This window comes from Edwardsiella sp. EA181011, assembly GCF_000800725.1.
GTDB lineage: Bacteria > Pseudomonadota > Gammaproteobacteria > Enterobacterales > Enterobacteriaceae > Edwardsiella > Edwardsiella anguillarum.
Genome location: NZ_CP011364.1, coordinates 1,913,244 through 1,940,200, shown reverse-complemented (window position 1 = coordinate 1,940,200; position 26,957 = coordinate 1,913,244). Strand labels below are relative to the sequence as shown.

The window sequence follows — 26,957 nt, the reverse complement described above, 5'->3', positions numbered from 1 at the left end:
GCCCTACCCCGCTCGCTCCAGCACCACCGGAATGCTCTTGTAGGCGGGAATACCGCTGGCCGGATCGTGATTGTCCAGCGTCAGCATATGGTTTGACTCCGGAAAGTAGGTCACCAGCGAGCGATCGGCCATCGGGTAAATCACCACCCGCAGCGCATCCATGCGACGCCCGCTGCGCTTGCCGTCCGGCGTCAGGGCGATCAGGTTGACCCGCTCCCCATCGCCGACCCCGCAGCGCTGCGCCTGCGCCGCGCTGATAAACACCACGTCACGCTGACCAAACACCCCGCGATAGCGATCATCCATGCCGTACAGCGTGGTATTGTACTGATCGTGACTGCGCACCGTCGCCAGCACCAGCTCGCTGTTAAAGGCCGATTCGGGATCCTCCAGCAGCCCCGCGCAGGGAATAAAGCTGGCCTTGCCCGAGGACGTCAGCCAGCGCCGCTCGGCCGCCGCGTTGACCAGGTGGAAGCCGCCGGGCTGGCGGATGCGCTGATTCACATCCGCAAACGCAGGGAGAACGGCCTCGATGGCGGCACGAATGCGGTCGTAGTCGGCGATCAGCGCCTCCCACGCCACGACGCTGTGCGGCAGCGCCGCCCGGGCGATCCCAGCCACCACCGCACACTCCGATAGCAGCTGGTCGCTGGCGGGCGTCAATACCCCGCGGGAGGCGTGTACCATCGACATGGAGTCCTCTACGGTAATCGCCTGCGCCCCGCTCTGCTGCATATCGATCTCGCTGCGCCCCAGCACCGGCAGAATGTAGCTGTGACGCGCGGTCAACAGGTGCGAACGGTTCAGCTTGGTCGCGATGTGCACCGCCAGATCCAGCTGAGTGAGCGGCACGGCGCTTGCCTGCCTGTCCGGCATCGCCAGCGCGAAGTTCCCGCCCAGACAGATAAGCGCCCGCGCGCTGCCGTCGCAGATGGCCTGCATGCTGGCTACCGCCGCGTGGCCGGGGGCCGAAGGCGGAGTAAAACCAAAGTAGTCGCCCAGCCGCGCCAGAAACTCGGCCGATGGTTTTTCAGTGATGCCGACGGTGCGATCGCCCTGCACATTCGAATGGCCGCGCAGCGGGCAGATACCGGCGCCCGGGCGACCGATATTGCCCTTCAGCAGCAACAGATTCACCAGCTGCTGTACGTTCTGGGTGCCGTGCTGATGCTGGGTGATCCCCATGCCATAGCAGATAATGGTGCGCTCGGCGGCCACGTAGGCGTCCGTCAGTTCGGCCAGCTGAGCCTGGCTCAGGCCGGAGATCCGTTCAATATCCTGCCAGCGGGCGTTGAGCACATCGCTGCGCAGCGCAGCATAGCCGCGGGTGTGCTCTGCGATAAAGGCATCGTCCAGCAGCGGCGGCTGCCCGGCGGCCCGCGCCGCCTCATCGCGCTCGATCAGCAGGCGCATCATCCCCTTCAGCAGCGCGGTATCGCCGCCGATACGCACATGATAATAGGCGCTGGCCAGCGACGTCTCACGATTGGTCAGCATCTCCAGCGGGTTCTGCGGCGCGGTAAAACGCTCCAGCCCGCGCTCCTGTAACGGATTGATGGCGATCATCTTCGCCCCGCGCTTCACCAGCGCGCGCAGCGAGGTCAGCATCCGCGGATGGTTGGTACCGGGGTTGTGGCCGATGCAAATCACCAGATCGCACTGGTCAAAGTCCTCCAGCAGAACGGTGCCTTTCCCCACGCCGATGCTGGCCGCGAGCCCGACGCTGGTCGGCTCATGGCACATATTGGAGCAGTCGGGAAAGTTATTGCTGCCGTACTCGCGGGCGAACAGCTGGTAGAGGAAGGCCGCCTCGTTGGAGGTGCGGCCCGAGGTATAGAATTCGACCTGATTCGGGTTGCGATAGCCTTGCAGGTGGGCGCCGATCTCCTCGAACGCCTGCTGCCAGCTCAGCGGCCGGTAACGGTCGCTGGCGGCATCGTACTTCAGCGGTAGGGTCAGGCGGCCCGCCGCCTCCAGTTCATGATCGCCCCAGCTCAGCAGCGTCTGCACCGTATGGGCGGCAAAAAAGCCGGCGTCTAGCCGCTTCGCGGTCGCCTCCCAGGCCAGTGCCTTCGCCCCGTTTTCACAGGCGTCGAACGAGGCGCTGTGCTTGGGATCGGGCCAGGCACATCCCGGACAGTCAAAGCCGTCTGGCTTATTCATGTCAAACAGCGCAATCGCCTCCCGGCGCAGATCCATCTGGCGACGCAGCGCATCCGCTACGGCCTTCACCGCGCCCCACCCACCGGCGGCGGCGCTGTACGTTTCTACTTTGGGTTTCATGACAGCCTCGACTTTACTCAGAGAGGCTATAAGTATAGCCAAGTCGGGCTATCCGGCAGCGCGCCGGGGTATCATGGCACAAAAAGCCATACCGGCCGCAAAGGGCCGGTATGAGTCGCTGGATTTAACGCCTCGACAGCGCAGGGCTAGCGGCGATCGCCGAAGATGCGCAGCAGCATCAGGAACAGGTTGATAAAGTCCAGATACAGCGTCAGCGCGCCCATGATCGCATAGCGGCGGAAGCCGTCGCGATCGTCGGCGGAGAGCTGCTCACCCATCACTCTCAGCTTCTGGGTATCATAGGCGGTCAGCCCGACGAAAATCAGCACCCCGGCGTAGGTCACGATCCAGGTCAGCGCGCTGCTCTTCAGCCAGATGTTGACCAGCGAGGCCAGCACCAGGCCGATCAGGGCCATAAACAGCATCGATCCCATGCCGCTCAGATCGCGCTTGGTGGTATAGCCATACAGGCTCATGGCGCCGAACATACCGGCGCTCACCACGAAGGTGCTGGCGATGGAGCTATAGGTATAGACGATGAAAATGCTGGACAGCGTCAGCCCGGTCAACAGGGAGTAGAGCATAAACAGCGAGGTCGCGGCGGCGCCGCTCAGGCGGTTGACCATCCCGGACAGGACGAACACCACCCCTAGCTGAACGATGATCAGCCCGAAAAAGACCATCTTGTTGGCGAAGATCAGGTTAAGCACCGCCGGTGTCCGCGCGGCATACCAGGCAACCAGCGCCGTCAGCAGCAGACCGCAGCACATCCAGCCATACACCTGGGCCATATAGGCCTGAATGCCGCTGCCTGCGCGCGCTGCCAGGGTGCCGTTTGTACGTGGATAACGATCCATGGAATGACCCTTCATAATGCGAAAAAAACGTGCCCGCGGGCCATAGACACCGCGGGCGGATGAGTGCTATGTCACTCACTTAAGCCTAACATAAAAAAATGCGATCTCGCTCAAACAATTATGCCGCTCGCCGACGCATCGCGACGCCGGCGGCGTACAGCGGGGCTTACGCCGGTGTATGCCAGCGCAGGGCCACCGCGGCGACCCGGGCGCCGAAGCGGCGCGCTGTCTCCAGATCGCCCGGCAGCGGGGCCTCATCCGGAGTGGCGTCGGAGGGCGACACGGTCATCAGGCCGGAAAACCCGGCGATGTAGTTCACATCATTACGCTGGGCCGCCTTGCCGTTGGACGGCAGCATCCCCATTCCCACCCACAGCCCGCCGTGCTGCTGAGACAGGTGAAACAGATAATCGAGGGTGGAGAGCTTATCGCCGTTCATACTGGCCGAGTTGGTGAAGCCGGCAAACAGCTTATCCTTCCAGCTCTGGCTGAACCAGGGCTTGGAGGAGGCGTCGGCGAATTTTTTGAACTGCCAGGAGGGGCCGCCCATATAGGTCGGCGAGCCCATGATGATGGCATCCGCGCCCGCCAGCTGCTCCCAGCCCTGGGCGGGGAGATTGCCCTCGCTGTCGATGGGCAGCAGGCTGACCTGCGCGCCGGCGACGGCGCGGGCCCCCTGTGCCACGGCCTCTGCCGCGCGCGCGGTGTGTCCATAGCCGCTGTGATACACAATAACGATGACTGCCATGATCCCGACTCCTTTTATCCACGGATAATCACAACAGTTATAGGCCAGCTCCGGCGAGAAATCCACGTCGGCGGCATTCGCTGCGTATCGGCGCTACCAGCGCTCGGCCGCCTGGCGATCGCTGTCGCGGGCATCGACCCAGCGATCGGCCCCCTCCGAGGTCTCCCGCTTCCAGAAAGGGGCGCGGGTCTTCAGGTAGTCCATGATGAACTCCGCCGCCTCAAAGGCCATGCCACGGTGTGCGCTGGTCACCCCGACAAACACGATCTCCTCACCGGGGAGCATCGGTCCGACGCGGTGATACACCGCGACGCGCCCCAGCGGCCAACGGCGGCGCGCCAGCGCGACTATCTCCTCCAGCGCCTTCTCCGTCATGCCCGGATAGTGCTCCAGGGTCAGCGCGCTGACGTCATCGCCCAGGTTATGGTTGCGTACCTTGCCGCTGAAGGTCACTACCGCCCCGTCCTCATTCCGCTGCGCCAGCCACTGATACTGTTCGGCAACGGAAAAAGGGGCGGCGCTGACGACGATCTGGGTATCCTGCATGTCAGCCTCCGGTCACCGGTGGGAAAAAGGCTACCTCGTCACCCTCCTGCAGCGGGTGGTCGAAGGGCGCCATGGTCTGATTCACGGCGACCAGCAGCTTGCCCGGCTCCAGCGCCAGCGCCCATTTATCGCCGCGCTGCGCCAGCGCGGCGCGCAGCGTCTCGACATCCCGACAGGACTCACAGGCCAACTCGGCGCAGCCGGTCAGCTCGCGCACCTGGGCAAAAAAACGCACCTGGATCATTGTACCTCCCCCGCGTGAAAATCCCCGGACTTGCCGCCGCTTTTGGCCAGCAGGCGCACCGGGCCGATCACCATGTCTTTCTGCACCGCTTTGCACATGTCATAGATGGTCAGCGCGGCCACCGAGGCGGCGCTCAGCGCCTCCATCTCCACCCCGGTCTTGCCGCACAGACGGCAGCAGGTCTCGATGCGTACCCGACTGTGGGCCGGCTCGATGCTCAGCGTCACCTCAACCTTGCTCAGCAGCAGCGGGTGACACAGCGGGATCAGCTGCCAGGTGCTCTTGGCGGCCTGGATACCGGCGATGCGGGCGGTAGCAAACACATCCCCCTTGGGGTGCTTACCGTCGATGATCATCGCCAGGGTCTCCTGGCGCATAGTGACATAGGCCTCGGCGCGCGCCTCACGTACCGTCTCCGCCTTGGCGGAAACGTCAACCATGTGCGCCTCGCCGGCCGCATTAATATGGGTTAACTGGCTCATCGTTCTTCGCTGTATAAAAGGTGGGTCTACCCGGCGGACTAGCCGCCGATGAAAGAAAGGTTCTGGGTATGGCCGCTGTCGCCCTGATGCAGGAAGTGGCTCTCCCGCTTATGGCGCAGGGCCGCGGCGATGCGCGCCTGCAGCGCGGCCTGCTGCGCATCCTCCTGCAGCAGATCGCGCAGGGCGATCCCCTGCTCGCCGAACAAGCACAGATGCAGGTTGCCCACGGCGGACACCCGCAGGCGGTTACAGCTGGCGCAAAAGTTCTTCTCATAGGGCATGATCAGACCGACTTCGCCCAGATAATCGGGATGCCAGAAGACCTGCGCCGGACCGTCGCTGCGCCCCGGCAGCCGACGCTGCCAGCCCGCCGCCAGCAGCTGGGCGCGGATCGTCGAGCCGGACACGTGATGGCGGCGAAACAGTTCGCTGCCGTCGCCGGTCTCCATCAGCTCGATAAAACGCATCTGAATCGGCCGGCGGCGGATCCAGTGCAAAAAGGCCTGCAGGCTGCCGTCGTTGACGCCGCGCATCAGCACGGTATTGACCTTGATTCGCTCGAAGCCGGCGTCAAAGGCCGCATCGATCCCCGCCATCACCTGCGCGAAGCGATCCTCGCCGGTAATGACGTGAAACTGGCGGGCATCCAGGCTGTCCACGCTGACGTTGATCGCCGTCAGCCCCGCATCGCGCCAGGCGCCGACGTCGCGCGCCATACGGTAGCCGTTAGTGGTCACCGCCAGCGTACGGATGGCGGGATTCTCACGTACGGCGGCGACGATATCACAAAAGTCGCGGCGCAGGGTCGGCTCCCCCCCGTCAGACGCACCTTTTCGGTGCCCAGCGCGGCAAAGGCATGGCTGATACGGCGGATCTCATCGCGCGACAAGAAGCGCTTGGCGCCGTGGCTATCTGGACGATAGCCGTCCGGCAGGCAGTAGGTGCAACGAAAGTTGCACACATCGGTGACTGACAGGCGCAGATAATAGAACGTGCGCGCGAATGCGTCGGTTAACTGGGACACGATAAACACCTTTCCAAGTCGGGAGGCGCCGGCATTTCTACCTGACACCCTGGTGGCGCGAAGCCACGGCCAAGAAACCTTATCTGCGCGGGAGCGCACACTTAGGCATCAAGGCTCGGAGTTCAAAAATACCCGCGGCGGGCGGCGCACTGCCGCAGGCCATAGCGGGCTGTTGCTGAAACCTCTTCTTTGCCTCGGACGGCGCAGACGCACTCCGGGGCAAAAAAGACGCGACGGTCAACGGACCGATGCAGCGCGACTCTCTGCAGTGGCCAAGCGTTATATAATTAAAAATATAACGCTTATATCTCAGTAGCTTAGTTTTCATAGTAACCAAAATCACGCCGGTTGCAATTGATACATGTCACGCAACCGCCGTGCGGCTTCGCCTTTTTCGCGCCGATCCGCTATCGTAGGCGCCCTCACCGCGCCCGAAAAGGAACCCTATGCGAAACCGCACCCTGGCTGATTTGGACTGTGTGGTCGCCCTCGGCGGCGGCCATGGGCTGGGCCGCGTCATGTCGGCACTCTGCGCCCTTGGCCCGCGGCTGACCGGCATCGTCACCACCACCGATAACGGCGGCTCGACCGGGCGCATCCGGCGCGCCGAAGGCGGCATCGCCTGGGGCGATCTGCGCAACTGTCTGAACCAACTGATCACCGAACCCAGCGTCGCCTCGGCCATGTTTGAATACCGCTTTAACGGCAGCGGTGAGCTGGCGGGGCACAATCTGGGCAACCTGATGCTCAAGGCGCTAGATCACCTGAGCGTGCGGCCGCTGGAGGCGATTAACCTGATCCGCAGCCTGCTGAAGGTGGACGCCCAGCTGATCCCCATGTCCGAACAGCCGACCGACCTCTGCGCCATCGCCGAGGACGGCAGCCGTATCCACGGCGAGGTCGATATCGATAGGCTGCAGCAGATGCCGCGCCAGCTGATGCTCTCCCCCTCCGTCTGCGCAACCCGCGAGGCGATTGAGGCCATTGGCCGCGCCGACCTTATCCTGCTGGGCCCCGGCAGCTACTTCACCAGCCTGATGCCCATCCTGCTGGTCGACGATCTCAGCCAGGCGCTGCGGCGCACCGGGGCGCCGCTGGTCTATATAGGCAACCTGGCCCGTGAACATAGCCCGGCCAGCGCGCTGCGGCTGCCAGAAAAGCTGCGACGCCTGAGCGATGCCATGGGCGGGCGCCACATCGACGCCGCGATCGTCGGTCCGCAAACCGAGATCGGCGGCCTCGGCGCAGGCGTCACCATCGTACAGGGAACGCTGGCCGCCGACGACATTACCTACCGCCACGATCGGGCGCAGCTGCGCGCGGCGATAGAGCAGGTGCTGCAGCGGCTCGGCTAGGCGGCATCCCTGCACACTCTAGGCCTCCTCCCGCCGTTCCAAACAGCGCGGCCACTCGTAGCGCCCAAAGGGCGAGCGCCCGTCCAGATAGCGGCACAGCATATCCAGCGCCAGCGTCGCGCACGCCTCCCGACGCAGCGTCTGGCTGTGGCGGGCGGAGGGAAAGCACAGCGTCTGGCCAAAGCTTCTCCGCGGAGTATGCAGCGCCAGCGTCAGGGTATCCTCCAGCAGTTCACCGCTGGCCAGCGTCAGCGCCCCCGCGCGACCGGCGGAGAGCATCCGCGCCCGGCCCATCACCTGCTCCAGCGTCGGGTGCCCCTCATGCGCCAGCAGCTCGCCGTTCGCCAGCGGCGCATCCGCCGCCCGCAGCCAACAGTGGATCAGCCCGGCGCTGAACTGTTCGCTCAGCGCCAGAGTGACACCCGCGCGTCGCAGCGCGGCGGCGGCACGCGCGGCGACGCCGTCACATCCGTCAAACAGCAGGTTCTCCGCTACCGCGGCGCGGATCCGGGCCCAGGCCGCCTCCATCGCCGCCGCCTGCCCGGCGGGACCGGTTAGCTTCAGCTCGATGATCGGTGACGCGGAACGGTAGCCCAGCGTACAGCCGGGCGGCAGCGCCAGCGTATCCAGCTGTTCAGCCAGACCGCTCTCGGTGCGACCAAAGGTGCTCAGCCGCAGACACAGCGGCGGCGGCAGCAGACGAAAACGCTGCCGCAGACGCGGCAGGATCTGCTGCTCGACCATCATCATAAACTCGCTGGGCACGCCAGGCGTAAAGAAAACAATACACTTATGCAACGTAACCGCAAAGCCGCAGGCGGTGCCGATCGGGTTATCCAGCACTTCGGCTCCAGCCGGCAGCCAGGCCTGCTTGCGGTTGCTGGGGGGCATACTCCGTCCGCGCTGGGCGAACCACGCCTGCATCCGCGCCATCCAGGCGTCGTTCTCCTCCAGCGCCACACCCAGCGCCTGAGCCGCCGCCTGCGCGCTGAGATCGTCACGGGTCGGCCCCAGCCCGCCGTTGACGATCAGCACATCGGCGCGGCGAGCGGCGCCCTCTATCGCCGCACACAGCGCCGCGATCTCATCGCCCACCGTCGCGCGGCCGCACAGCGGCGCGCCGCGCTCAAACAGCCAGCGCCCCAGCCAGGCCGCGTTGCTATCCAGGATATGACCGTGCAGCACCTCATCGCCGCTGCTCAACATCTCAACTCGTAACATGGTTCACTCCGTTTTAGACCCTCCCCCACTTTAGGAAGTGTCCGGCCGATGCACAAGATCTCCCGCCGCGCCACCGCGGGCGATCCGGCGCCGACGGCGCCCTTTTTGTGTAAACAAATAATTACATATAATGTAACGCCAGTTTGACGAAGGTGATTTTTTCCCGTACGCTGCCATGAAATAACTCCCTGGAGCAGTAAAGCAGAGGAAAGCGTGAGAAATCGTACAATTGGCAGTATTTTTATCGTGGCAGGAACCACCATTGGCGCAGGGATGCTGGCGATGCCGCTGGCCGCCGCCGGCGTCGGCTTTAGCACCACGCTGGTGATGCTGATCGCGCTGTGGGCGCTGATGTGCTATACGGCCCTGCTGATGGTCGAAGTCTATCAGCATGCCCCGGCCGATGAGGGGCTGGGCACCCTGGCCCGCCGCTATCTGGGACGACCCGGCCAATGGCTGGCCGGTATCAGCATGCTGTTCCTCATGTACGCGCTCACCGCGGCCTATATCAGCGGCGCCGGTGAGCTGCTGGCCGCCAGCCTGGGGCAGTGGCTGTCGCTGTCGGTCTCGCCGACCCTCGGCGTACTGCTGTTTACGCTGGTCGGCGGCACGATTGTCAGCGTCGGTACCCATTCGGTCGATCTGTTCAACCGCCTGCTGTTCAGCGCCAAAATCGTGCTGCTAGTCGTGATGCTGGCGCTGATGATGCCCCATATTCAGCGCACCAACCTGCTCAGCCTGCCGCTGGAAAAAGGGCTGGCGTTGTCGGCCATTCCGGTCATTTTTACCTCCTTTGGGTTCCACGGCAGCGTGCCGAGCATCGTCAGCTACATGAAAGGCGATATGCGCCGCCTGCGGCTCATCTTTATTACCGGCAGCGCCATTCCACTGCTGGCCTACATTTTCTGGCAGCTGGCCACCCTGGGCGCCATCAGTAACCACACCTTTCTCGGCCTGCTGGCGACCCACGCCGGGCTGAACGGACTGCTGCAGGCGGTGCGCGCCGTGGTGGCGACGCCTCACGTCGAGCTGGCGGTGCATCTGTTCGCCGATCTGGCGCTGGCGACCTCGTTTCTCGGCGTATCGCTGGGACTGTTTGACTATCTGGGCGATCTGTTCCAGCGCCGCCGTAACGCCTCTGGGCGACTGCAGACCGGCATTCTGACCTTTATTCCGCCCCTGGCCTTTGCCCTGTTCTATCCACAGGGGTTCGTCATGGCGCTGGGCTACGCCGCCATCGCGCTGGCGGTGCTGGCGCTGCTGCTGCCGGCGCTACTGGTATGGCAGACCCGCCGTCGCCACGGCGGGCTGCCCAACGGCTACCGAGTCGCCGGCGGCCGTCCGCTGCTGTGGCTGGTGCTGCTGTGCGGCGTCGCGGTGATCGCCATACAGCTGTCGATCGCGGCCGGGCTCTTGCCAGAGGTGGGATAAGGCAGTATGGTGAAGCGATGAAAAGCACACTGTCCCGTCTGCCCCCCTTCGCTGGTGGCGCCGTTTACTGCGGCGGCCCGATACTGTGTACTTCTAATTTCAGTGACCAAGCCGCCGGAAGGCGGCTTGATGTTTTCTATGGACGCACTCCGGCGCAGCTATCGATTAACGGAGAGCGACCATGCAACACCTTTCTTCCCCCAACGACGTTGAACAGCACATCTGCCTGAGCGGCGATCGCCCCACCGGCCCGCTGCATCTCGGCCACTACGTCGGCTCCCTGCGCCAGCGTCTGGCGCTGCAGCAGCGCTTCCCGCTGTATGTGATGATCGCCGATCTGCAGGGGCTGACCGATAACGGCAGCCGCCCGCAAAAGGTGGCGGACAACATTCTACAGGTGATGGCGGACTACCTGGCGGTCGGTCTCGATCCCCGGCGGGCTACGCTGTGCCTGCAGTCAGCGCTGCCCGCGCTAGCGGAGCTGACGATGCTATACATGAATATCGTCAGCGTGGCGCGCGTGGCGCGGAACCCCACGGTAAAAAACGAAATTGCCCAGAAGGGCTTTGCCAACGCGCTGCCGGCCGGTTTTCTGCTCTATCCGATAAGTCAGGCCGCCGATATCACCGCGTTCTGCGCCGATCGCATCCCGGTCGGCGACGATCAGCTACCGATGCTGGAGCAAACCAACGAGATCGTCCAGCGGATGAACGCCCTGCTGCCGCAGCCGGTGCTACGTCCCTGCCAGGCGATTCTCAGCCAGGTAGGCCGGCTGCCGGGCATCGACGGCAACGCCAAGATGTCCAAATCCCTGGGTAATGCCCTGCCGCTCAGCGCCGATCCCGCGCAGATCCGGGCGGCGGTTCACGCCATGTACACCGATCCCGCCCATCTGCGGGTCAGCGATCCGGGACGGGTCGAGGGCAACGTCGTCTTCACCTATCTCGACGCCTTTCATCCCTGCGCCGAACGGGTGGCCGAGATGAAGGCGCACTACCGCCGCGGCGGCCTCGGTGACAGCCAGTGTAAACGCGAGCTAGAGGCGTGTCTGCAGACCCTGCTGGTGCCGATCCGGCAGCGGCGCGCCGAGCTGTTGGCGGATCGCGCCCAGCTGCTGCAGATCCTGCAGGCGGGCAGCGAACGGGCGCGCGAAGTTAGCCAGCAAACGCTGATGGCGATCAAACGGGGACTGGGGCTGCCGCTGATGTACTGAGCCAGAATAGGAAAAAAGGGAGAGTGGGGGCGGCGACGAAAAGGGAGGCGCGGGAAAAGCAGGCGGCGCATCTGCGCCGCCGCACCGATCGTCAGAAGCTGAGACCGACGCCAACGTAGGGGCCATCGGCGATCGCGTTATCGCGGTGGCCGTTTTTGCCGGCCAGGTTAATGTAGCGATAGCCGACGTCCACGCTCAGCGGACGCATCACGTTCCAGCGCACCCCACCGGTGGCCTCCGTGTAGTCCTTGATCCCGCTGGAGAGGGAGTCCGGCGCATAGTAGGCCGAGCCGTACAGCGCGAAGCTTTGCCCCAGCGGCAGGTTAACCCCGCCGCCGATCGCCACGGCATAGTCATCGCTGCCGCCGCCGCTGTGCTTCGGATTCATATACATGGCCTTACCGCCCACGGAAATAATGGCGGAACCCAGGGGGACGCCCAACCCCAGTCCCAGGCCAACGATATCACCGTCGTTATCGCTGTGTGCCCAGTTCAGGGTGGAGTACAGGCCTGACGACCCGGTCCCCAGACCGACCTCAAGATTGGTAAAATCCTTACCGGCCTGTCCGTTCAGACTGATCGCCTGAGCCGCCCCGCTCAGCAGTAGCGCGCTGCCGGCTACCAGGCAGTAAAACGACTTCTTCATTGAATTTTCCTTATCAAACATTAAAAAATGTGCTCCAACATTTTCCCGACGTCCATCGCTCCGCCGGTGAAAAATGCGCCTCCGGCATCCGCCCGCCCAGCGGGGTCATCGGCTCACCGCCCCGCTCCACGTAAGAACGGCGGCGGGAGGCGTGGCGCAGAGCGCCCCGAGGGCGTTAGCATAGCGGGAAGTCCGGAGAAACAGAATAAAAAAAGCGCCTCGTTGCCAGTCCGGGCGCATTATTTAAGATTATCCCGACGTCGCCGTACGGCGAGCCGGCGGCACCGGGTACCGTCAGGTCAGAGCCCCTGCGCGCGGTAGGCCTGCACGGCCCACTGCTGCACCTGACGGCGAGCGATTTTAATCCCGCCGCTTTTCAGCGTTTCGGGCAGCAGAAGCCAGGCCACCGGACGCTGAAAGCGCGCTACCCGGTTTTCCAGCCAGGCGGCCAGCGACGCCGTCGCCACGCTGCACTCCACCACCGCCAGCGGACGCTGGCCAAACTCGGCGTCATCCACCGGCACGATAAAGGCCTGAGAAACCGCCGGATGCTGCTGCAGAATACGCTCGATATCCTCCGGCTGGATCCCCTCGCCCCCGCTGAAAAACTGGTTATCCAGCCGCCCCAGTATGCGCAGCTCGCCGGACGCCCACGCCCCGCGATCGCGGGTATGGAACCAGCCGTCGTCACCCAGCAGCGGGTGCAGGCGGCCATCCCGCCAGTAACCGCAGGCCATGCTGTCGCCGCGCAGCAGGACTTCGCCGTCCGCCGCCAGGCAAACCTCACGCTGCGGCAGCGTCGTCCCCACGCCCGGCAGGGCATCCGCACGCTTGGCGCACACCGTTGAAGCCATCTCCGTCAGACCATAGCCGCACCAGCAGCGAATACCGCGCGCCTCCGCCGCCTGGGTCAGCGCCAGCGGGATCATCGCCCCTCCCAGCAAAACGTCGCGCAGGGCCACCGGCTGCGGCGACTGCAGCAGACGCCACAGCTGGGTCGGCACCAGCGACGCATGGCTACAGCCGTCCAGCGCCCGCTCCAGCGGGTGCATCGCACGCAGCGCCAGGCGAGCGCCGGCGAGCAGCCAGCGCCAGACGATCCCCTGTCCAGAGACATGGTACAGCGGCAGCGACAGCAGCCAGGTATCCTGCGCCGTCAGCGGTATCAGGGAGAGCACGCCCCGGGCCGAGGCCAGATGCGCGGCCGCCGTATGCACCGCCGCCTTGGGCAGCCCGCTGGAGCCCGAGGTCAGCGTCAGCGTCGCCTGGCGCCGGGGCGCCCATGGGGCAGACGCCGCGGCCGACCCCGAACGCAAATGCAGCGGCGGAATCCCCTCGGACCAGCTCAACGCAGACCCGGGCGCTAGGTCCAGCGCAAAGGCCACGTTGAGCCGCGGCAGCAGGACGCCGAGCAGCGCGGCGGGCAGCTGTGGATTCAGCGGCAGCACCCGGGCGCCCAGCTGCAGCAGCGCCAGATAGGCATACAGCATCTCGGGCCCATTCTTCGCCCGCAGGGCAACGACGGCCTCGGAGGCGACGCCCTGTGCACTGAATCCGCCGGCCAGCCCATCAATACGCTGCGCCAGCGTCCGCCAGTCAATCGCCTCGCCGTCGCTGCGCAGCGCGACGTCAGCCGGACGCAGACGCGCCCAGTGACGCCAGGGCCAGTCGTCAACGCCGCTCAGGCCTGCCATACCACGTCCAGCGCATCCTCACCCCACAGCGGCAGCGTACACGCCGGCCAGGCCCGCAGCAGCTGCGCCTGCATCAGCGTCAGGGTATCCAGACCCGGCGGCGTGCCCGGCGTCAGCCAGGCCGCCATGCGCGCCAGCTGGCTCAGCCCCAGGCTGGATTCAATGCTGGAGCTGATCACCGCGCTCAGGCCCGCCCGGTGCGCCTGCGCCACCAGCTGCTGGCAGCGCTGCAGGCTGCCGGTCAGGGTCGGCTTGATGACGATGGCCGCCACGCCCGGCTCCGCCTCGACGCGAAAGTCCGCATCGCGCACGCTCTCATCCCAGGCGATGGCGATCCCGGTGTCGCGGGCAAAGGCGCGCGACTCATCGCGGGTCTTACACGGCTCTTCCAGGAACAGAATGCGATCGCGCCAGGCCGGATTGACATATTTGGCAAAGCCATCCGCCTTGGCCCGGGTCCAGCTACGGTTGGCATCCAGACGCAGATGCAGATCCGGCAGCGCCTCCAGCAGCAGGTTGACGATCATCCCATCGCGTACCGCTTCATACAGTCCGACCTTCACCTTGGCCACTTTTTCGCCGGGGATCGACTGCAGCGCCTGAAACAGCGCATCGGGGTCGCCGTTGCACAGCGTGGCCGAGCGGTAGTTGGCCGCCTGCGGCAGCGCGCCAGAAAGCTCCGCCAGCGCACAGCTCAGGCCAAAGGCAACCGACGGCAGCGGGCTCTCCGCCGGCACCGCGCCCGCCTGCCACTCCGCCAGCAGGCGGCACGCCGCCTCCTGAGCCTCGGGCAGCGTTTCACGGCTAAATTCCGGTAACGGGGCTATCTCGCCCCACCCTTCGCGCCCGTCCTCGCGCAGTCGCACCAGTAGCCCATCGCGGCTTTTCAACCGCTGGTTACGCAGCGCGACGCCGGCGTCCACCGGCAGACGGTAGCGGTACAGCGTGGCCTGACGCATTACGGATTCCGCTTAAACTTGGAAAAGTCCGGCTGACGCTTTTCATTAAACGCGTTACGCCCTTCCTGCCCCTCTTCCGTCATGTAGAACAGCATGGTGGCATTCCCCGCCAGCTCCTGCAGACCGGCCTGGCCGTCGCAGTCCGCGTTGAGTGCCGCCTTCAGGCAGCGCAGCGCCATCGGGCTATTGCGCAGCATCTCACGGCACCAGCGTACGGTCTCACGCTCCAGCTCATCCAGCGGCACCACGGTGTTGACCAGCCCCATGTCCAGCGCCTGCTGTGCGTCATACATCCGGCACAGGAACCAAATCTCGCGGGCCTTCTTCTGGCCGACGATGCGCGCCATGTAAGAGGCACCCCAGCCGCCGTCGAAGGAGCCAACCTTCGGGCCGGTCTGGCCGAACTGGGCATTCTGCGCCGCGATGGTCAGATCGCACATCATATGCAGGACGTGACCGCCGCCGACCGCATAGCCGGCAACCATCGCCACCACCGGCTTCGGACAGGTGCGGATCTGACGCTGGAAGTCGAGGACATTGAGATGATGCACGCCGCTGTCATCGCGGTAGCCGCCGTAGTCACCGCGGATCTTCTGGTCACCGCCGGCGCAGAACGCCTTATCACCGGCGCCAGTCAGCACGATCACCCCGATGCCGTCGTCATAGCGCGCGTCGGCCAGCGCCTGCAGCATCTCTTTCACCGTCAGCGGGCGAAATGCGTTACGTACCTGCGGGCGGTTGATGGTGATTTTAGCAATACCGTCGGCGGACTTGTGATAGAGGATATCCTCAAAGTCGCCGCTGCAGTCCTGCCATGCGATCGGGGCGTACAGCTCTTGTTCGCTTGGATACAGCATAATACGTTTCCTGTTAATAAGGGTGCCGACCCGGCGGCGCGTCTGGCGCGTCAGCCGGGAGTTGATGTCGTTAAAAAGGTCCCCAGCGCGTCGCGAAACGCCCGTGGGTTGGCGCGGTGGGCGTTGTGGCCGGCGCCGTCGATCAGACGTACCGCCAGCCGCCAGCGCCCGGCCAGCGCGCGAAACTTGGTGTCCTGCTCACCGCATAAATAGCATAAAGGACAGGTCAGCGCCGCCAGCGCCGCGCCCAGCGGCGGCTGGACACCCAGCGAGGTCGCCTGCAGCATCTGCGCCAGCGCCGCGCCGGACTGTCCGGCGCGCAGCGCCACCAGGGCGGCCCGCGCCGCCGCATTCAGATCGGCGAACACCGGCTGTCGATACCAGTCATCCAGCACCTGCGCCAGCGGCTCGCTGCGCAGGCGCTCGGCCCAGCGGCCGTCGTGCGCCCACCGAGCCTGGCGCTCCGCGGCCGTCTCCAGTCCGGGGTTTCCCCCCTCGACCGCCAGCGCCCATAGCCCGGGCGCGCCCTGGCAGCCATGATACATCGCCAGGCGACCGCCCAGCGAATAGCCGATCAGCCCATAGGACGTCACCCCGGCGGCGCGCAGCGTATCGCGCAGCGCGGCATCGCTCTGGGCAAAGTCGTCCACCGTCAGCGCTGCCGAGTCACCGTGCCCCGGCAGATCGATCAGCACATGCGCATACTGCAGCAATGCCTGCGCCTGCGCCAGCCACTCACGGTGATTGCCGAGAAAGCCATGCAGCCATACCAGGGTCGGTGCACCGGGAGACGCGGCCGCCAGGCGGCGATAGGCCAGGATCACAGCGCGGCCACCTTACCCAGCAGCTGCTGCAGTGCCTCCGCGCCCGCCGTGCCGGGCACCCGCAGTTCGATCAGCGTCGTCCCGCTGCGCCGCCAGCCCTGGGAGACCGCGTCGCTCAGCGCCGCCCAGTCCGTCGGGCAGGCGTAGGTCAAATCAAACAGCGCCGCCGCGTGGCGGAAATCCACATTCTGCGGCATCAGGTAAAAGCGTTCGCGCTCCGCCGGCGGCGTCGGCAGCATGGAGAAAATCTGCCCGCCGTTGTTGTTCACCACGATCACCACCGTCGGCGCCGTCACCTGGCGCAGCAGCGCCAGGCCGTTAATATCGTACAGCGCCGACAGATCGCCCAGGATCGCCAGCGTCGGCAGCCCGCTGCCGCGCTGTACCCCGGCAATGGTTGAGACCAGGCCATCGATACCGCTGGCGCCGCGGTTGCTGTATACCGGGTAGCCCGCGGGCAGCTGCCCCAACGCATCGACCAGACGCACGATCAGGCTATTGCCGACAAACAGCTGTCCCCGCAGCGGCAGCAGCTGCGCCAGCCGGTGCGCCACCTGCGCCTCGCCAAACGACGCCTGCAGCGTTTGCTCAACGCACTGGGCTGCCCGCTCGGCCAACGCCTTCAGCCCGGGCGCCCAGGGCGCAGCGGGCTGCGCCGGGTGAGCCTGTAGCCATGCCTGCACCGGCGCCACCAAACGACGACCGCGGTGACAGGCGGGATCCAGCCGTCCCGGCAGCGGATCGATCAACCAGTAGCGCTGCGGTTTGCAGGCCGCCTGCCACTGCAGCAGGCGCTTCCCGGTCAGGCTGGCACCAAACTGCACGACGATCTCGGCCTGCGCCAGCAGGCGGCGCGCCTCCGCGTGGGGCAGCCACAGATCGGCGCAGGGCAGCGGCTGGCCACTTTGCGACAGCACATCCCCCAGCACCGGCCAGCCCAGCATCTCTCCCCAGGCAGCCGCCTGGCGGCCCGCCTCGGCATCCACGCGGCCAATCAGCACCACCCCGCGGCGGCGACGCCACTGCGCCCAATCCGCCTCTGCACGCACCGCGCCCGCATAGGGGGTGCTCTCCTGCAGCCAGGGCGTCTCGCCCTGCCACCAGCTGCCCAGCGCCGCAGACCATCCCTGCTGCCCGTCGTCATCCTCGCCGTACAGCGGCTCTGCGAAGGGGCAGTTGATGTGCAGCGCACCGTGGTCGAGGCGGGCCATGGCGCTATCGACGCTGGAAACCAGCCAGGCGGCGGAGATGTCCGGCGTAGGCCGGGGAAGATTGAGGGTTTCCGTCGGGTGGGAGGCGAACATGTTCTGCTGGCGGATCGCCTGGTTGGCACCGCAGTCGATCAGCTCCGGCGGGCGGTCGGCGGTCAGCAGGATCAGCCGCTCACCGGTCAGCCCGGCCTCGATCAGCGCCGGGTAGAGATTGGCGACGGCCGTTCCCGACGTGACGATCACCGCCACCGGCTGGCCGCTGACCTTGGCCAGCCCCAGCGCCAAATGCCCTAGGCCGCGCTCGTCGAAATGGGTATGGCTATGCAGGCGGGGATGGGCCGCCGCCGCCATCGTTAGCGGCGTAGAGCGGGAACCGGGAGCGATACAGACATGACGTACGCCGTGACGGGTCAACGCTTCAAGCAGCACCGAGGCCCAGCGACGGTTAAACAGAATAGATGACATGGCGACTCAACAGTGACTTAGCGGATTGCGCGTCCTACGGCTGCAGCGAACAGGCTGGCAGCGGCTTCCCTGACGCACGCGTTGGCATACAGCGCGCCTCACGCAGAGGCACAATGTAAGACCATGATTTAAAAGAGAATCAAATGTAAAATATGACCAACATGGTACACCAGACTCCCCCATATCACAATCTGTGTGCTGCGCATGTGTCGCCCCGATCGCAGCTTTCGCCCCCGGGGGCTACAGGCTCTCCCCCTCCAGCAGCGTGCGCAGACCGGCTGCCTTATTCTCAATCTCCAACCACTCCTGCTGCGGATCCGAGCCCGCCACGATGCCGGCGCCGGCGTACAGATGGATGCGATCGTCTTCGATCAGCGCCGAGCGCAGCGCAACCGCAAACTCGGCCTGGGCCAGCGAAAGGTAGCCTGCGGATCCCGCGTACCAGCCGCGCGCAAAGGGTTCATCGCGCATAATAAAATAGCGTGCGGGCTCACGCGGCAGGCCGGCCACCGCCGCCGTCGGCTGCAGGCGCCGCAGGCATTCGGCGTCATCCTGCTGATTCAACGTAACATGAATGGTGCGCCGCAGATGCTGAACCTTACGCAGCGCCACGATCTCCGCCGCCATCACCTCTAGAGTCGGCGCGCCCGCACCGCTGCGCAGGCGCTGACAGATATCGTCGACCACCAGCAGGTTTTCATGCTGATTCTTGCCATCCTGCATCAGCCAGGCCGCGTTGTCCCGGCGCTGCGCCTCGTTTCCGCCGCGGGCGACGGTACCGGCCAGCGCTTCGGTCTCCAGCTGCACCCCGATGCGGCGGTACAGCCGCTCCGGCGACGATCCCAAAAATGCGCGGTGCGGCGCCAACGCCAGCATAAAGTGGTAGCAGCGGTGGTTGACCGCCCGGCTGGCGGCCAGAAACTGCGCCGCGCGCAGTGGCTCACTGAGGGTCAGGGTGGTACAGCGCGCCATCACCACCTTGGCAAATTCATTGCGGGCGATCGCCGCCAGCGCCTGGGTCAGCAGCGCGCACCAGGCGTCGTGATCGGGCTGGTGCGCGGCGCTCAGTACCTGGGCCTGTAGGGCACCCAGCGGCTGCGGCGGCAGCAGCGCGGCCAGATCGCTCAACGCCCGCGGCAGATCCGCCTGCAGCGACGTCTCGCTGTACAGGTATACCACCAGCTCGGCCCGATCGCCGCGGCGCAGCAGCGCCAGACGCGGCAAAAACAGCAGGCTCTCCACCTCACCATAGCCCTCCAGCGTCACGCGATCGAAGGCATTCAGCCCCCAGATCCGCAGATCCGGCTGGCGGTGTCGCCGAATAAACGCCTGCGCCTGCTCGGCATCGCGAAACACCTGCAGCGCCCCACACACCGCGGCCTCTTCCTCATCGCTGCGGTGGCGCCAGTAAAACTGCGGATACAGCGGCTGGGTCGCCAACCACGCCAGCATCGAATCGCTATCATGCGCCGCAAAGGGCAGCGCCACTCTGACCAGTCCCGGACCCTGCTGGGCCGCTTTATGTAGCTGGGGGACAATGCGTTGTATCAGAGCGGTAAAATGGTGCACGACAACCTCGGTCGGGGATAACAGCGGTTAGGAGAGTGGTGAATTATACGGGGGATTAAAGAGAAAAAAAGCGGATGAAGGTGATATCGCTCTCACTGGCGGACAATCGTTGAAAAAGCCGCCAGCGAGACGTCCCCGATTTAGCGAACCCCTGCGCCGTCGGTGCGCGCGTCGTCCGGTAACGGCACGCTGCGGCGCCGGCGAGCAGCCAGCCACAGGCCGCTGTTCTTCATCCCATAGCCAAACAGCAGCCCCAGCAGCAGTGACGGTATCACCAGGCGCCAGTCACCGCCGGCGGCGAAGGTGGCGCAGCAGCCGATAAAGGTCCCCGGAACAAAGGAGAGCCAGCGCTGACAGGCCTGAACGCACATCAGAAAGGCCACCGCGCCGGTCAGCCCATACCCCAGCAGCGCCATGTGCGGCTGCAGCGCGCTGCCGTTGATGATGATCTCCGCCCAGAACACGCCGCTGCACAGGGTGCACAGTGAGATGCCCAGCCCTTTCAGCCCCCCCTGCGGACAGGCGAAGTACGCGGTACAGCCCAGGAAACCGGCCCAGACCGATAGCCCGAGGCTGATGGCGACCCATCCCCACACGGCCGACAGAATCCCAGTGGTTAAGGCAATGGCAAGTAAGACGGGCATCGCAGGCTCTCCTGATACAAAAAGCGTAGTGTAGCGGCGAATGGGCAATATTCATTGATAGACATCACGCCGTCATTTGATGATCTTGTGACTATTACATCACAAAGTGATATTAATCACACTTTTTGCCGGTTTTATGCGGTTTGTTCGATTCGTTATGCTCGACGGGCGCCGTGGTCATTTCCGCTTACAAAAGGTAACGCGCTTTTTATTAGCAGGGTTTGTAACTGGCGCTAACGCGATCTACTGTGAAGAAGATTTACGAAACAATACTTATAACGATTGGAGTCAATTATGAAAACCACTCTGCTTGCGGCAGCGATCGCTACGCTGTGCGTTGGTCAGGCCATGGCCTGTACGACGATACTGGTGGGCAATCAGGCCACGACCGATGGTTCTTTTATCGCAGCGCGAAATGAAGACTACTCAGCCAATAATGCCAAACATATGGTCATCCACCCGGCGGCCCATAATCAGCACGGGGTGTTTAAATCCCACGGCAATGACTTTACCTATCCGCTGCCGAAAGAGGCGCTGCGCTACACCGCCATTCACGATTTTGATACCCAGGATAAATCAATGGGTGAGGCCGGCTTCAACTCCGCCGGCGTCGGAATGACCGCGACCGAAACCATCTACAACGGGCAGCCGGCGCTGAAGGCCGATCCCTATGTAGAGAAAACCGGGATCACGGAAGACGCTATCCAGACCGTGGTGTTGCCGCGTATTCACAGCGCGCGTGAGGGCGTTGAGCTGCTGGGCAAGATCATCGAACAGCAGGGCGCCGGTGAAGGCTTTGGCGTCGCCTTCGTCGACCAGCACGATCTGTGGTATCTGGAGACCGGCAGCGGCCACCAGTGGATGGCAACCCGCCTGCCGGCGGACAAATACCTGGTCTCCGCCAATCAGGGCCGTCTGCGTCAGTATGATCCGAAAGACACCGCAAACTACCTGGGCTCCCCGACCCTGATCAGCTTTGCCGAACAGCATGGCCTGTACAGCCCGAAAGACGGCGCCTTCGACTTCCACAAAGCCTATTCTCAGGACGTCGAAAACGATGTGACCTATAACTATCCGCGCGTCTGGACGCTGCAGCACATGTTCAACCCGCAGCTGAAGACCACCATCACCGACGGTAAAAACTTCCCGGTCTTCCTCACCCCGGCCAAGAAAATCAGCATTGCCGACGTAGAGCAGGCGCTGCGTAACCATTATCAGGGAACCGCGCACGACCCCTATGCCAACAACAACCCGAAAGAGCCTTACCGCCCGATCTCCGTATTCCGCACCCAGGAGTCGCACATCCTGCAGGTTCGTCCGAACTTACCCAAAGCGATCGGCGAAGTGGAATACGTCGCCTTCGGGATGTCCGCGCTGAGTGTCTATGTGCCCTATTATCAGGGCATCGAGCACTATTTGCCGGGCTACGACAAGGGGAGCGATCAGGCCAGCGATGACTCCGTCAACTGGAAGTTCCGCACGCTGCAAACCCTGGTCATGCAGGATTACAACGCCTATGCGCCTGACGTACAGCGCGCCTACCATCAATTCGAGCAGCAGACGGCCCAGCGTCAGCAGAGCATGGAGCAAGAATACCTGACGCTCTATAAGTCTCAGCCGAAGAAGGCCCAGCAGCTGCTGCAACAGTTTGAGGATCAGACCATGCAGGACGCACTGAAGCTGACCGATCAGCTGACCCGTCAGGTCGTGACCAAAATGACCCATGCCACCGACATGAAGTATCACTTCGAAGGGGCATAACGCCAGGCGCTGGCCATAAAAAAACACCCCGCGCTGCGGGGTGTTTGCTTTTATGGACGCTTAACCGCGGCGGCTGAACAGCGCTCGCCGGGAAAGATCCACCTCGTGGGTCTCCGTCACCGGCAGGGAGAGCAGCATGGTCAGCGTATCGCGCATCAGCTGTTCGGCCTGCTCAGCCTCCAGATGGGGATCGAGAGGCGACATCAGCGAACAGGAGAGCAGCTGTCCGCTCTGCGGCAGCTCTCCGACCATAAAGGTCATGTTGCCGCGCGGCAGCTGCAGCGCCAGACGATCGCCGATCTTACGCGCCGGCCAGGCCTGATCCGGCCCAGGCAGGATCACCACGCTCAGCATCCACGGCGTCAGCACACAGCCGATCCACTGCCCGTCGAACGGACGCATCACGGCGCTGACCGGGATCCCGGCGCGATAGAACGGCAGATCGTGCATTTCGCCCGTGGCGATCTGCTGATACTGCGCGATCAGCTGCGCGGCAGGATCGCTATCGAACCCCACGCGCCCGGCGGCCATGCCCTGCTCCGGCGGCTCATCGTGCGGGAATTCACTGTGCATGGATATCCCCCTGGTGCAGGGCCTGAATCCCCTGCTCACGCAGGATAGCCAGCACCCGGTCCATCGCCACCGGCACCGCGCTGGCGATCGCCGGCGTCAAACCGATGTTCGGCTCCAGCGACTGCGGCTCAATGCCGACCAACGTCAGCTTTTTCGGGAACTCGTCCGTCAGGCGCAGCGCCGACAGCACGTCGGCCAGCCCCAGCTGGTGCGGCGAAATTTTACGGCTAAACATCGCCGGGACCTCGTCGTCGCGCAGCGTGATGACGCTGCCGGGTTCGCTGCCGCTGAGCACGGCGTCCACCACGATCAGGTGATCGCGGCAGGCCAGGTACTCCAGCAGCTCCATGCCGGCGGTGCCGCCGTCCATCAGCTCGACGTTGGCCGGAAAGCGATAGTCGCGCTGCAGGCGCTCGACGATACGCACGCCGACCGCCTCATCGCTGAGCAGCAGGTTTCCAATCCCGAGAATCAGCGTATTCATTACAGGATTTTCACCTTGGTGGTTTCGCCATCCAGGGTATTCACCACGTGTACCGCACAAGACATGCACGGGTCGAAGGAGTGCACGGTACGCACCACTTCCAGCGGCTTGTTAATGTCGGCGACCGGAGTCCCCACCAGCGCCTGCTCGTACGGGCCCGGCTCATCCTGGCCGTTGCGCGGGCCGGAGTTCCAGGTTGACGGCACCACTGCCTGGTAGTTGGCGATCTTGCCACCCTTGATGACGATCCAGTGCGACAGTGCGCCGCGCGGCGCTTCTTCGAAGCCGACGCCGCGGTACTCTTTGTTCGGGTCGATTTCGGCCGGGATATAGGCCACGTGATCGCCCTTGCCGATATTGTCGATCAGCGCCTGCCACTGCATCATCAGGGTATCTTTCAGCACGCAGCAGCGCACCGCGCGGCCAATGATGCGCCCCATGGTGGAGTGCAGCTGTTCGACCTGCAGCGTCTTGCCGGTCAGCTTCTGGTACAGCCCATTGACTTCGTTGTAATGTTTAACGGTGTCTTCATGCTTGGCTGCCAGCTTCACCAGCAGATCGGCCAGCGGACCGACTTCGACCACCTTGCCGTACAGGGTCGGCGATTTCACCCAGGAGTACTTACCGTCCTCCTGCCAGCCGGTGTAGTTCGGCTCGGTTTTCCCTTCCCACGGCTTCAGGTTAGCGTCATCCTGATACCAGGAGTGCTTGCTGCACTCGGCGATACCGGCGATCAACCACGGATCCTGCTGGCTATTGATCGGGCGGTAGTTGGCCATGTCACCGTTTTCGATATAGCCGCCCGGCAGCAGGAAGCTACCGCCGTCGCCGTCGGTCGGCAGCTCCGGCACGCTCAGGTAGTGCTGAGCGCCGCGGCCCAGCGTCATCCATTCCGGGTAGTTGGCCGCGATGATCGCCGCGTCCACCTTGTACACCTGCTCAATGAAGTCGCCCAGACGTTCGATGAACATCTTGACGTACATCAGGCGCTCCAGGTTGAGCACGCTCGGCGCGTTGAGATTGATCGGGTTGGCCACACCGCCGACCGCCAGGTTCTGGATATGCGGAGACTTACCGCCCAGGATAGCGACGACGCGGTTGGCGTCACGCTGGCACTCCAGCGCCTGCAGGTAGTGGGCGACGGCGATCAGGTTCACTTCCGGAGAGAGCTTCATCTCCTTGTGGCCCCAGTAGCCGTTGGCAAAGATCCCCAGCTGGCCGCTGTCGACCAGGTTACGGATCTTCTGCTGTACCTTGGCGAACTCGCCGGCGCTGTTCAGCTTCCAGGCGGAGACGCCCTGCAGCATCGCCTCACACTTGTTCGGATCGGCTTTCAACGCGGCGGTGATGTCCACCCAGTCCATCGCCGACAGCTGATAGAAATGCACGATATGGTCGTGAATGCTGTGCGCCGCCAGGATCAGGTTACGGATATACTGCGCGTTCACCGGGACCTTGGCGCCGACGGCGCTTTCGACCGCGCGGACGGAGGCGATGGCGTGGATGGTGGTACACACGCCGCAGATACGCTGAACGATCATCCAGGCGTCGCGCGGATCATTACCCTTAACGATGTCTTCCATCCCGCGCCACATGGTGCCGGATGACCAGGCTTTAGTCACTTTGCCGTTTTCGATCTCGCAGTCAATGCGCAGATGGCCCTCGATGCGGGTAATCGGGTCGATAGTAATACGTTGGCTCATACTTTAGCTTTCCCTTGGGCCTGATAACCTTGGTGTTTTAAATGGTCAAGCGCTGGCAACACCGGCAGCAGCCGGATCAGCAGCAAATAAGCAACGACTTCAATAGCCACAAAGCCCATTGAAATCAGCACCTCTTCAGAGGTTGGAAAATATCCGTAGCCGTTGCCCGGCACAAAGGCCAGCAACGAGTAGTTCAAGCGCCACAGGGCCGAACCGAGCAGCATGCTCAGCGCGCCGACAAACAGAATGCGCGAGTCTTTACGGCAGCGCGCAGAGCAGAATGCCAGCAGCGGGAACAGCATCAGCATGGCCTCACACCAGAAGCTGACGGAGTAGCGGTCAAACTGGAACAGGTAGTGCAGTTTATCATGCATCGCCAGCTCGCCGAAGCGCAGCACCAGGAACAGCAGCAGGAACACCTGGATCACCCGCACCAGCTTGGCAAACAGGGTTTTCTCATCTGGGCCGCGCCCGCGCAGGCCGGCCTGCACCAGCGAGCCTTCAAAGACCACGATGGAGAAGCCCATGATAAAGGCGGTCAGCAGCGACAGCAGCGGCAATAGCTCGTAGCTCTGCCACAGCGGATGCACCTTCTTACCGGCGGCGATCATCAGCGAGCCCATGGAGGACTGGTGCATGGTCGGCAGCAGCGCACCCAGCGCCAGAATAAAGAACATGACCTTATTCAGGCGTTTCAGCGACACCTTCCAGCCGAAGCGCTCCAGGATAACCGGCGCAAACTCCAGCGCCATCACGCCGATATACACCGTCATACAGGCCGCCGTTTCAAACAGCACCGAGGAGGTATTGAAATGCCCCGGGATGTAGAAGTACGGCAGGTTCCAGTAACGGCCCACATCGATGGTGATGGAGAGGCCGCCGAGGGAGTAGCCGAACAGGCTGGCCAGCAGCGCCGGACGCACCAGCGGGTGGTATTCGCCGCGGTTAAACACGTACACCGCCCAGGCCAGCGCCCAGCCGCCGCAGGCGAAGCCGGTGCCGATCAGCAGGTCAAACGCGATCCAGATCCCCCACGGATAGCCACCGTTCAGATCGGCGACGGAGCCGATACCGAAGATCAAACGCTTCAGGATAAATATCCCGCACAGCAGGATGAACGGGGCCAGCAACACGACGGGCCAGCTTACCAAACGCCCGCCGAGCGGACTGGCTTTATGATCACTCATTATCATCGTCTCCGTCATGGTGATTCTTGGTATTTCGATAGGTCATTACCGAAAGACCGGCCAGGACCACCAGCGGCAGGATCATGCCTTTGTACAACGTATGCTGAATGTGTTCGGAGCGGGCGCCGGTAGACAGCTCATCCAGCTGCGGCATACCCAGCTTGGCATAAGGCACGCCCGCCAGAACCAGAACCTGGGTACCGCCCCCCTCTTTCTCGCCATACACGTAAGGCTGATAGTGGGCGACCGGGTGCTGATAGCTGTCATTGCTGTGCAGGGTCTGACGCGGGTAGGCATACTCTGCGCCGGGACGCGCGGCGAGACGCTTCTTGGCCTCGGCCAGCAGCTCGTCACGGGTACCGTAGATCACCGCACCGGCAGGACACACCTCGACACAGCCCGGCAGTTTACCCTGATCGATACGCTCCAACCCTTTCTGATTACACAGTTCACATTTGTGAATCGCCCCGAACGGGTTATCGTAATCGTACTTCGGTACGTCGAACGGGCAGGCCACCATGCAGTAGCGACAGCCGGTGCAGACGTCAGGATCGTACATGACGATCCCGGTGACAGGGTGCTTCTTCAGCGCAGAGACCGGACAAACAGAGACACAGTTAGGATCGACGCAGTGCATGCACTGCTTCTTGATGTAGGCGTAGCCGTTTTCTACCTGATCCTTATTCACCCCGGTGCCGTCACGCCATACCTGAATTATGTTATTGGTATAGGGCGTCAGCTTATCGTTGTTGGACCAGATCGGATCGCCGTTCGGGTTCAGCTGATTTTTGTTCAGTCGCTGACACTCCGCGACGCAGGCCTGACAGCCGACGCACAGCGTTGAGTCATACAGCATCCCCACCGCCGTCGGGATCGGCGGCTTGTTCTCGGCCGCTGCCTGGGCGCTGCCGGAGGCGGCAGTGCCCGCCGCCAGCGCGCCGACAGAGGCGAACTTCAGAAAATTTCGTCTGTTCAC

General features: G+C 63.8%; 24 protein-coding genes, 1 pseudogene and 1 riboswitch. Of the genes and pseudogenes, 4 read left to right on the top strand and 21 right to left on the bottom strand.

Annotation, left to right across the window (positions count from 1 at the left end):
• Positions 1 to 3 precede the first annotated feature (3 nt).
• The 7 genes and pseudogenes from ydeP to moaA form a co-directional block, all read right to left on the bottom strand.
• Positions 4 to 2,283, bottom strand: a complete 2,280-nt coding sequence (ydeP, locus tag QY76_RS08630) for an acid resistance putative oxidoreductase YdeP (protein WP_045424279.1) — start codon at positions 2,281 to 2,283, stop codon at positions 4 to 6.
• Positions 2,284 to 2,429: 146 nt separating this feature from the next.
• Positions 2,430 to 3,140: a Bax inhibitor-1/YccA family protein gene (locus QY76_RS08625; RefSeq protein ID WP_012849172.1), complete on the bottom strand. Its 711-nt coding sequence runs from the start codon at positions 3,138 to 3,140 to the stop codon at positions 2,430 to 2,432.
• A 166-nt stretch (positions 3,141 to 3,306) separates the two neighbouring features.
• Entirely contained in the window at positions 3,307 to 3,888 is a 582-nt protein-coding gene (locus tag QY76_RS08620; RefSeq protein ID WP_034162592.1) for a flavodoxin family protein, read from the bottom strand.
• A gap of 93 nt (positions 3,889 to 3,981) precedes the next feature.
• Positions 3,982 to 4,434: a molybdopterin synthase catalytic subunit MoaE gene (gene moaE, locus QY76_RS08615; protein ID WP_034162593.1), complete on the bottom strand. Its 453-nt coding sequence runs from the start codon at positions 4,432 to 4,434 to the stop codon at positions 3,982 to 3,984.
• Position 4,435: 1 nt separating this feature from the next.
• Positions 4,436 to 4,678, bottom strand: coding sequence for a molybdopterin synthase sulfur carrier subunit (moaD, locus tag QY76_RS08610; RefSeq protein ID WP_034162594.1), 243 nt, complete (start codon positions 4,676 to 4,678; stop codon positions 4,436 to 4,438).
• A complete protein-coding gene (moaC, locus tag QY76_RS08605; RefSeq protein ID WP_034162595.1) occupies positions 4,675 to 5,160 on the bottom strand; it encodes a cyclic pyranopterin monophosphate synthase MoaC in 486 nt (161 codons plus the stop codon). The genes moaD and moaC overlap by 4 nt, the downstream gene beginning before the upstream one ends.
• Before the next feature lie 38 nt (positions 5,161 to 5,198).
• Positions 5,199 to 6,184, bottom strand: a pseudogene (gene moaA / locus QY76_RS08600) (GTP 3',8-cyclase MoaA).
• Positions 6,175 to 6,317, bottom strand: a riboswitch (molybdenum cofactor riboswitch). It overlaps the preceding pseudogene by 10 nt.
• A 313-nt stretch (positions 6,318 to 6,630) precedes the next feature.
• Here moaA and yvcK point away from each other — a divergent pair.
• Positions 6,631 to 7,539, top strand: coding sequence for a uridine diphosphate-N-acetylglucosamine-binding protein YvcK (gene yvcK / locus QY76_RS08595; protein ID WP_045424276.1), 909 nt, complete (start codon positions 6,631 to 6,633; stop codon positions 7,537 to 7,539).
• An 18-nt stretch (positions 7,540 to 7,557) separates the two neighbouring features.
• Here yvcK and QY76_RS08590 read toward each other — a convergent pair whose 3' ends face one another.
• Positions 7,558 to 8,760, bottom strand: a complete 1,203-nt coding sequence (locus QY76_RS08590) for a nicotinamide mononucleotide deamidase-related protein YfaY (RefSeq protein WP_045424273.1) — start codon at positions 8,758 to 8,760, stop codon at positions 7,558 to 7,560.
• 213 nt (positions 8,761 to 8,973) lie between these two features.
• Here QY76_RS08590 and tyrP point away from each other — a divergent pair, with 213 nt between their 5' ends.
• A complete protein-coding gene (tyrP, locus tag QY76_RS08585) occupies positions 8,974 to 10,191 on the top strand; it encodes a tyrosine transporter TyrP (protein ID WP_034162599.1) in 1,218 nt (405 codons plus the stop codon).
• A gap of 181 nt (positions 10,192 to 10,372) precedes the next feature.
• Complete coding sequence (trpS, locus tag QY76_RS08580) at positions 10,373 to 11,404, top strand: tryptophan--tRNA ligase (protein WP_045424270.1); 1,032 nt, start codon at positions 10,373 to 10,375, stop codon at positions 11,402 to 11,404.
• Between the two features lie 91 nt (positions 11,405 to 11,495).
• Here trpS and QY76_RS08575 read toward each other — a convergent pair whose 3' ends face one another.
• From QY76_RS08575 to QY76_RS08540, 8 genes are all read right to left on the bottom strand, one after another.
• The gene (locus QY76_RS08575) at positions 11,496 to 12,050 is read right to left on the bottom strand and encodes a YfaZ family outer membrane protein (protein ID WP_034162600.1); all 555 of its coding nucleotides are present in this window, start codon (positions 12,048 to 12,050) and stop codon (positions 11,496 to 11,498) included.
• Positions 12,051 to 12,349: 299 nt separating this feature from the next.
• Positions 12,350 to 13,744, bottom strand: a complete 1,395-nt coding sequence (gene menE, locus QY76_RS08570; protein ID WP_034162601.1) for an o-succinylbenzoate--CoA ligase — start codon at positions 13,742 to 13,744, stop codon at positions 12,350 to 12,352.
• Positions 13,732 to 14,703, bottom strand: coding sequence for an o-succinylbenzoate synthase (gene menC / locus QY76_RS08565; protein ID WP_034162602.1), 972 nt, complete (start codon positions 14,701 to 14,703; stop codon positions 13,732 to 13,734). Before menC ends, menE begins: the two co-directional genes overlap by 13 nt.
• Positions 14,703 to 15,560 carry a 1,4-dihydroxy-2-naphthoyl-CoA synthase gene (gene menB / locus QY76_RS08560; protein ID WP_034162603.1) on the bottom strand — a complete coding sequence of 286 codons (858 nt, stop codon included), beginning with the start codon at positions 15,558 to 15,560 and terminating at the stop codon, positions 14,703 to 14,705. Before menB ends, menC begins: the two co-directional genes overlap by 1 nt.
• Before the next feature lie 50 nt (positions 15,561 to 15,610).
• A complete protein-coding gene (gene menH / locus QY76_RS08555) occupies positions 15,611 to 16,384 on the bottom strand; it encodes a 2-succinyl-6-hydroxy-2,4-cyclohexadiene-1-carboxylate synthase (protein WP_045424267.1) in 774 nt (257 codons plus the stop codon).
• A complete protein-coding gene (menD, locus tag QY76_RS08550) occupies positions 16,381 to 18,060 on the bottom strand; it encodes a 2-succinyl-5-enolpyruvyl-6-hydroxy-3-cyclohexene-1-carboxylic-acid synthase (RefSeq protein WP_034162605.1) in 1,680 nt (559 codons plus the stop codon). The genes menH and menD overlap by 4 nt, the downstream gene beginning before the upstream one ends.
• A 240-nt stretch (positions 18,061 to 18,300) precedes the next feature.
• Positions 18,301 to 19,629: an isochorismate synthase MenF gene (gene menF / locus QY76_RS08545; protein WP_034162606.1), complete on the bottom strand. Its 1,329-nt coding sequence runs from the start codon at positions 19,627 to 19,629 to the stop codon at positions 18,301 to 18,303.
• 140 nt (positions 19,630 to 19,769) lie between these two features.
• On the bottom strand, positions 19,770 to 20,273 hold the full coding sequence (locus QY76_RS08540; protein WP_034162607.1) for a DUF1097 domain-containing protein: 504 nt from the start codon (positions 20,271 to 20,273) through the stop codon (positions 19,770 to 19,772).
• Positions 20,274 to 20,567: 294 nt separating this feature from the next.
• Here QY76_RS08540 and QY76_RS08535 point away from each other — a divergent pair, with 294 nt between their 5' ends.
• Positions 20,568 to 22,034 (top strand): C69 family dipeptidase, encoded by a 1,467-nt coding sequence (locus QY76_RS08535; protein ID WP_045424257.1) that lies wholly within the window; start codon positions 20,568 to 20,570, stop codon positions 22,032 to 22,034.
• A gap of 60 nt (positions 22,035 to 22,094) precedes the next feature.
• On the opposite strand, the gene hybE is transcribed toward QY76_RS08535, so the two are convergent.
• Genes hybE through hybA form a run of 5 tightly spaced genes read right to left on the bottom strand, consistent with a single transcriptional unit; the run spans position 22,095 to position 26,957 of the window.
• Entirely contained in the window at positions 22,095 to 22,607 is a 513-nt protein-coding gene (gene hybE / locus QY76_RS08530) for a hydrogenase-2 assembly chaperone (RefSeq protein ID WP_034162609.1), read from the bottom strand.
• Complete coding sequence (locus QY76_RS08525) at positions 22,597 to 23,091, bottom strand: HyaD/HybD family hydrogenase maturation endopeptidase (protein WP_034162610.1); 495 nt, start codon at positions 23,089 to 23,091, stop codon at positions 22,597 to 22,599. The genes hybE and QY76_RS08525 overlap by 11 nt, the downstream gene beginning before the upstream one ends.
• A complete protein-coding gene (gene hybC, locus QY76_RS08520) occupies positions 23,091 to 24,794 on the bottom strand; it encodes a hydrogenase 2 large subunit (protein ID WP_034162611.1) in 1,704 nt (567 codons plus the stop codon). The genes QY76_RS08525 and hybC overlap by 1 nt, the downstream gene beginning before the upstream one ends.
• The gene (gene hybB, locus QY76_RS08515) at positions 24,791 to 25,981 is read right to left on the bottom strand and encodes a Ni/Fe-hydrogenase cytochrome b subunit (RefSeq protein WP_045424254.1); all 1,191 of its coding nucleotides are present in this window, start codon (positions 25,979 to 25,981) and stop codon (positions 24,791 to 24,793) included. The genes hybC and hybB overlap by 4 nt, the downstream gene beginning before the upstream one ends.
• Positions 25,974 to 26,957 (bottom strand): hydrogenase 2 operon protein HybA, encoded by a 984-nt coding sequence (gene hybA / locus QY76_RS08510; protein ID WP_034162612.1) that lies wholly within the window; start codon positions 26,955 to 26,957, stop codon positions 25,974 to 25,976. The genes hybB and hybA overlap by 8 nt, the downstream gene beginning before the upstream one ends.

Bases quoted from the DNA above. Each gene is read 5' to 3' on its own strand.
- ydeP (WP_045424279.1), bottom strand. From the start codon at position 2,283: ATGAAACCCAAAGTAGAAACGTACAGCGCCGCCGCCGGTGGGTGGGGC.
- QY76_RS08625 (WP_012849172.1), bottom strand. From the start codon at position 3,140: ATGGATCGTTATCCACGTACAAACGGCACCCTGGCAGCGCGCGCAGGC.
- QY76_RS08620 (WP_034162592.1), bottom strand. From the start codon at position 3,888: ATGGCAGTCATCGTTATTGTGTATCACAGCGGCTATGGACACACCGCG.
- moaE (WP_034162593.1), bottom strand. From the start codon at position 4,434: ATGCAGGATACCCAGATCGTCGTCAGCGCCGCCCCTTTTTCCGTTGCC.
- moaD (WP_034162594.1), bottom strand. From the start codon at position 4,678: ATGATCCAGGTGCGTTTTTTTGCCCAGGTGCGCGAGCTGACCGGCTGC.
- moaC (WP_034162595.1), bottom strand. From the start codon at position 5,160: ATGAGCCAGTTAACCCATATTAATGCGGCCGGCGAGGCGCACATGGTT.
- yvcK (WP_045424276.1), top strand. From the start codon at position 6,631: ATGCGAAACCGCACCCTGGCTGATTTGGACTGTGTGGTCGCCCTCGGC.
- QY76_RS08590 (WP_045424273.1), bottom strand. From the start codon at position 8,760: ATGTTACGAGTTGAGATGTTGAGCAGCGGCGATGAGGTGCTGCACGGT.
- trpS (WP_045424270.1), top strand. From the start codon at position 10,373: ATGCAACACCTTTCTTCCCCCAACGACGTTGAACAGCACATCTGCCTG.
- QY76_RS08575 (WP_034162600.1), bottom strand. From the start codon at position 12,050: ATGAAGAAGTCGTTTTACTGCCTGGTAGCCGGCAGCGCGCTACTGCTG.
- menE (WP_034162601.1), bottom strand. From the start codon at position 13,744: ATGGCAGGCCTGAGCGGCGTTGACGACTGGCCCTGGCGTCACTGGGCG.
- menC (WP_034162602.1), bottom strand. From the start codon at position 14,703: ATGCGTCAGGCCACGCTGTACCGCTACCGTCTGCCGGTGGACGCCGGC.
- menB (WP_034162603.1), bottom strand. From the start codon at position 15,560: ATGCTGTATCCAAGCGAACAAGAGCTGTACGCCCCGATCGCATGGCAG.
- menD (WP_034162605.1), bottom strand. From the start codon at position 18,060: ATGTCATCTATTCTGTTTAACCGTCGCTGGGCCTCGGTGCTGCTTGAA.
- QY76_RS08540 (WP_034162607.1), bottom strand. From the start codon at position 20,273: ATGCCCGTCTTACTTGCCATTGCCTTAACCACTGGGATTCTGTCGGCC.
- QY76_RS08535 (WP_045424257.1), top strand. From the start codon at position 20,568: ATGAAAACCACTCTGCTTGCGGCAGCGATCGCTACGCTGTGCGTTGGT.
- hybE (WP_034162609.1), bottom strand. From the start codon at position 22,607: ATGCACAGTGAATTCCCGCACGATGAGCCGCCGGAGCAGGGCATGGCC.
- QY76_RS08525 (WP_034162610.1), bottom strand. From the start codon at position 23,091: ATGAATACGCTGATTCTCGGGATTGGAAACCTGCTGCTCAGCGATGAG.
- hybC (WP_034162611.1), bottom strand. From the start codon at position 24,794: ATGAGCCAACGTATTACTATCGACCCGATTACCCGCATCGAGGGCCAT.
- hybB (WP_045424254.1), bottom strand. From the start codon at position 25,981: ATGAGTGATCATAAAGCCAGTCCGCTCGGCGGGCGTTTGGTAAGCTGG.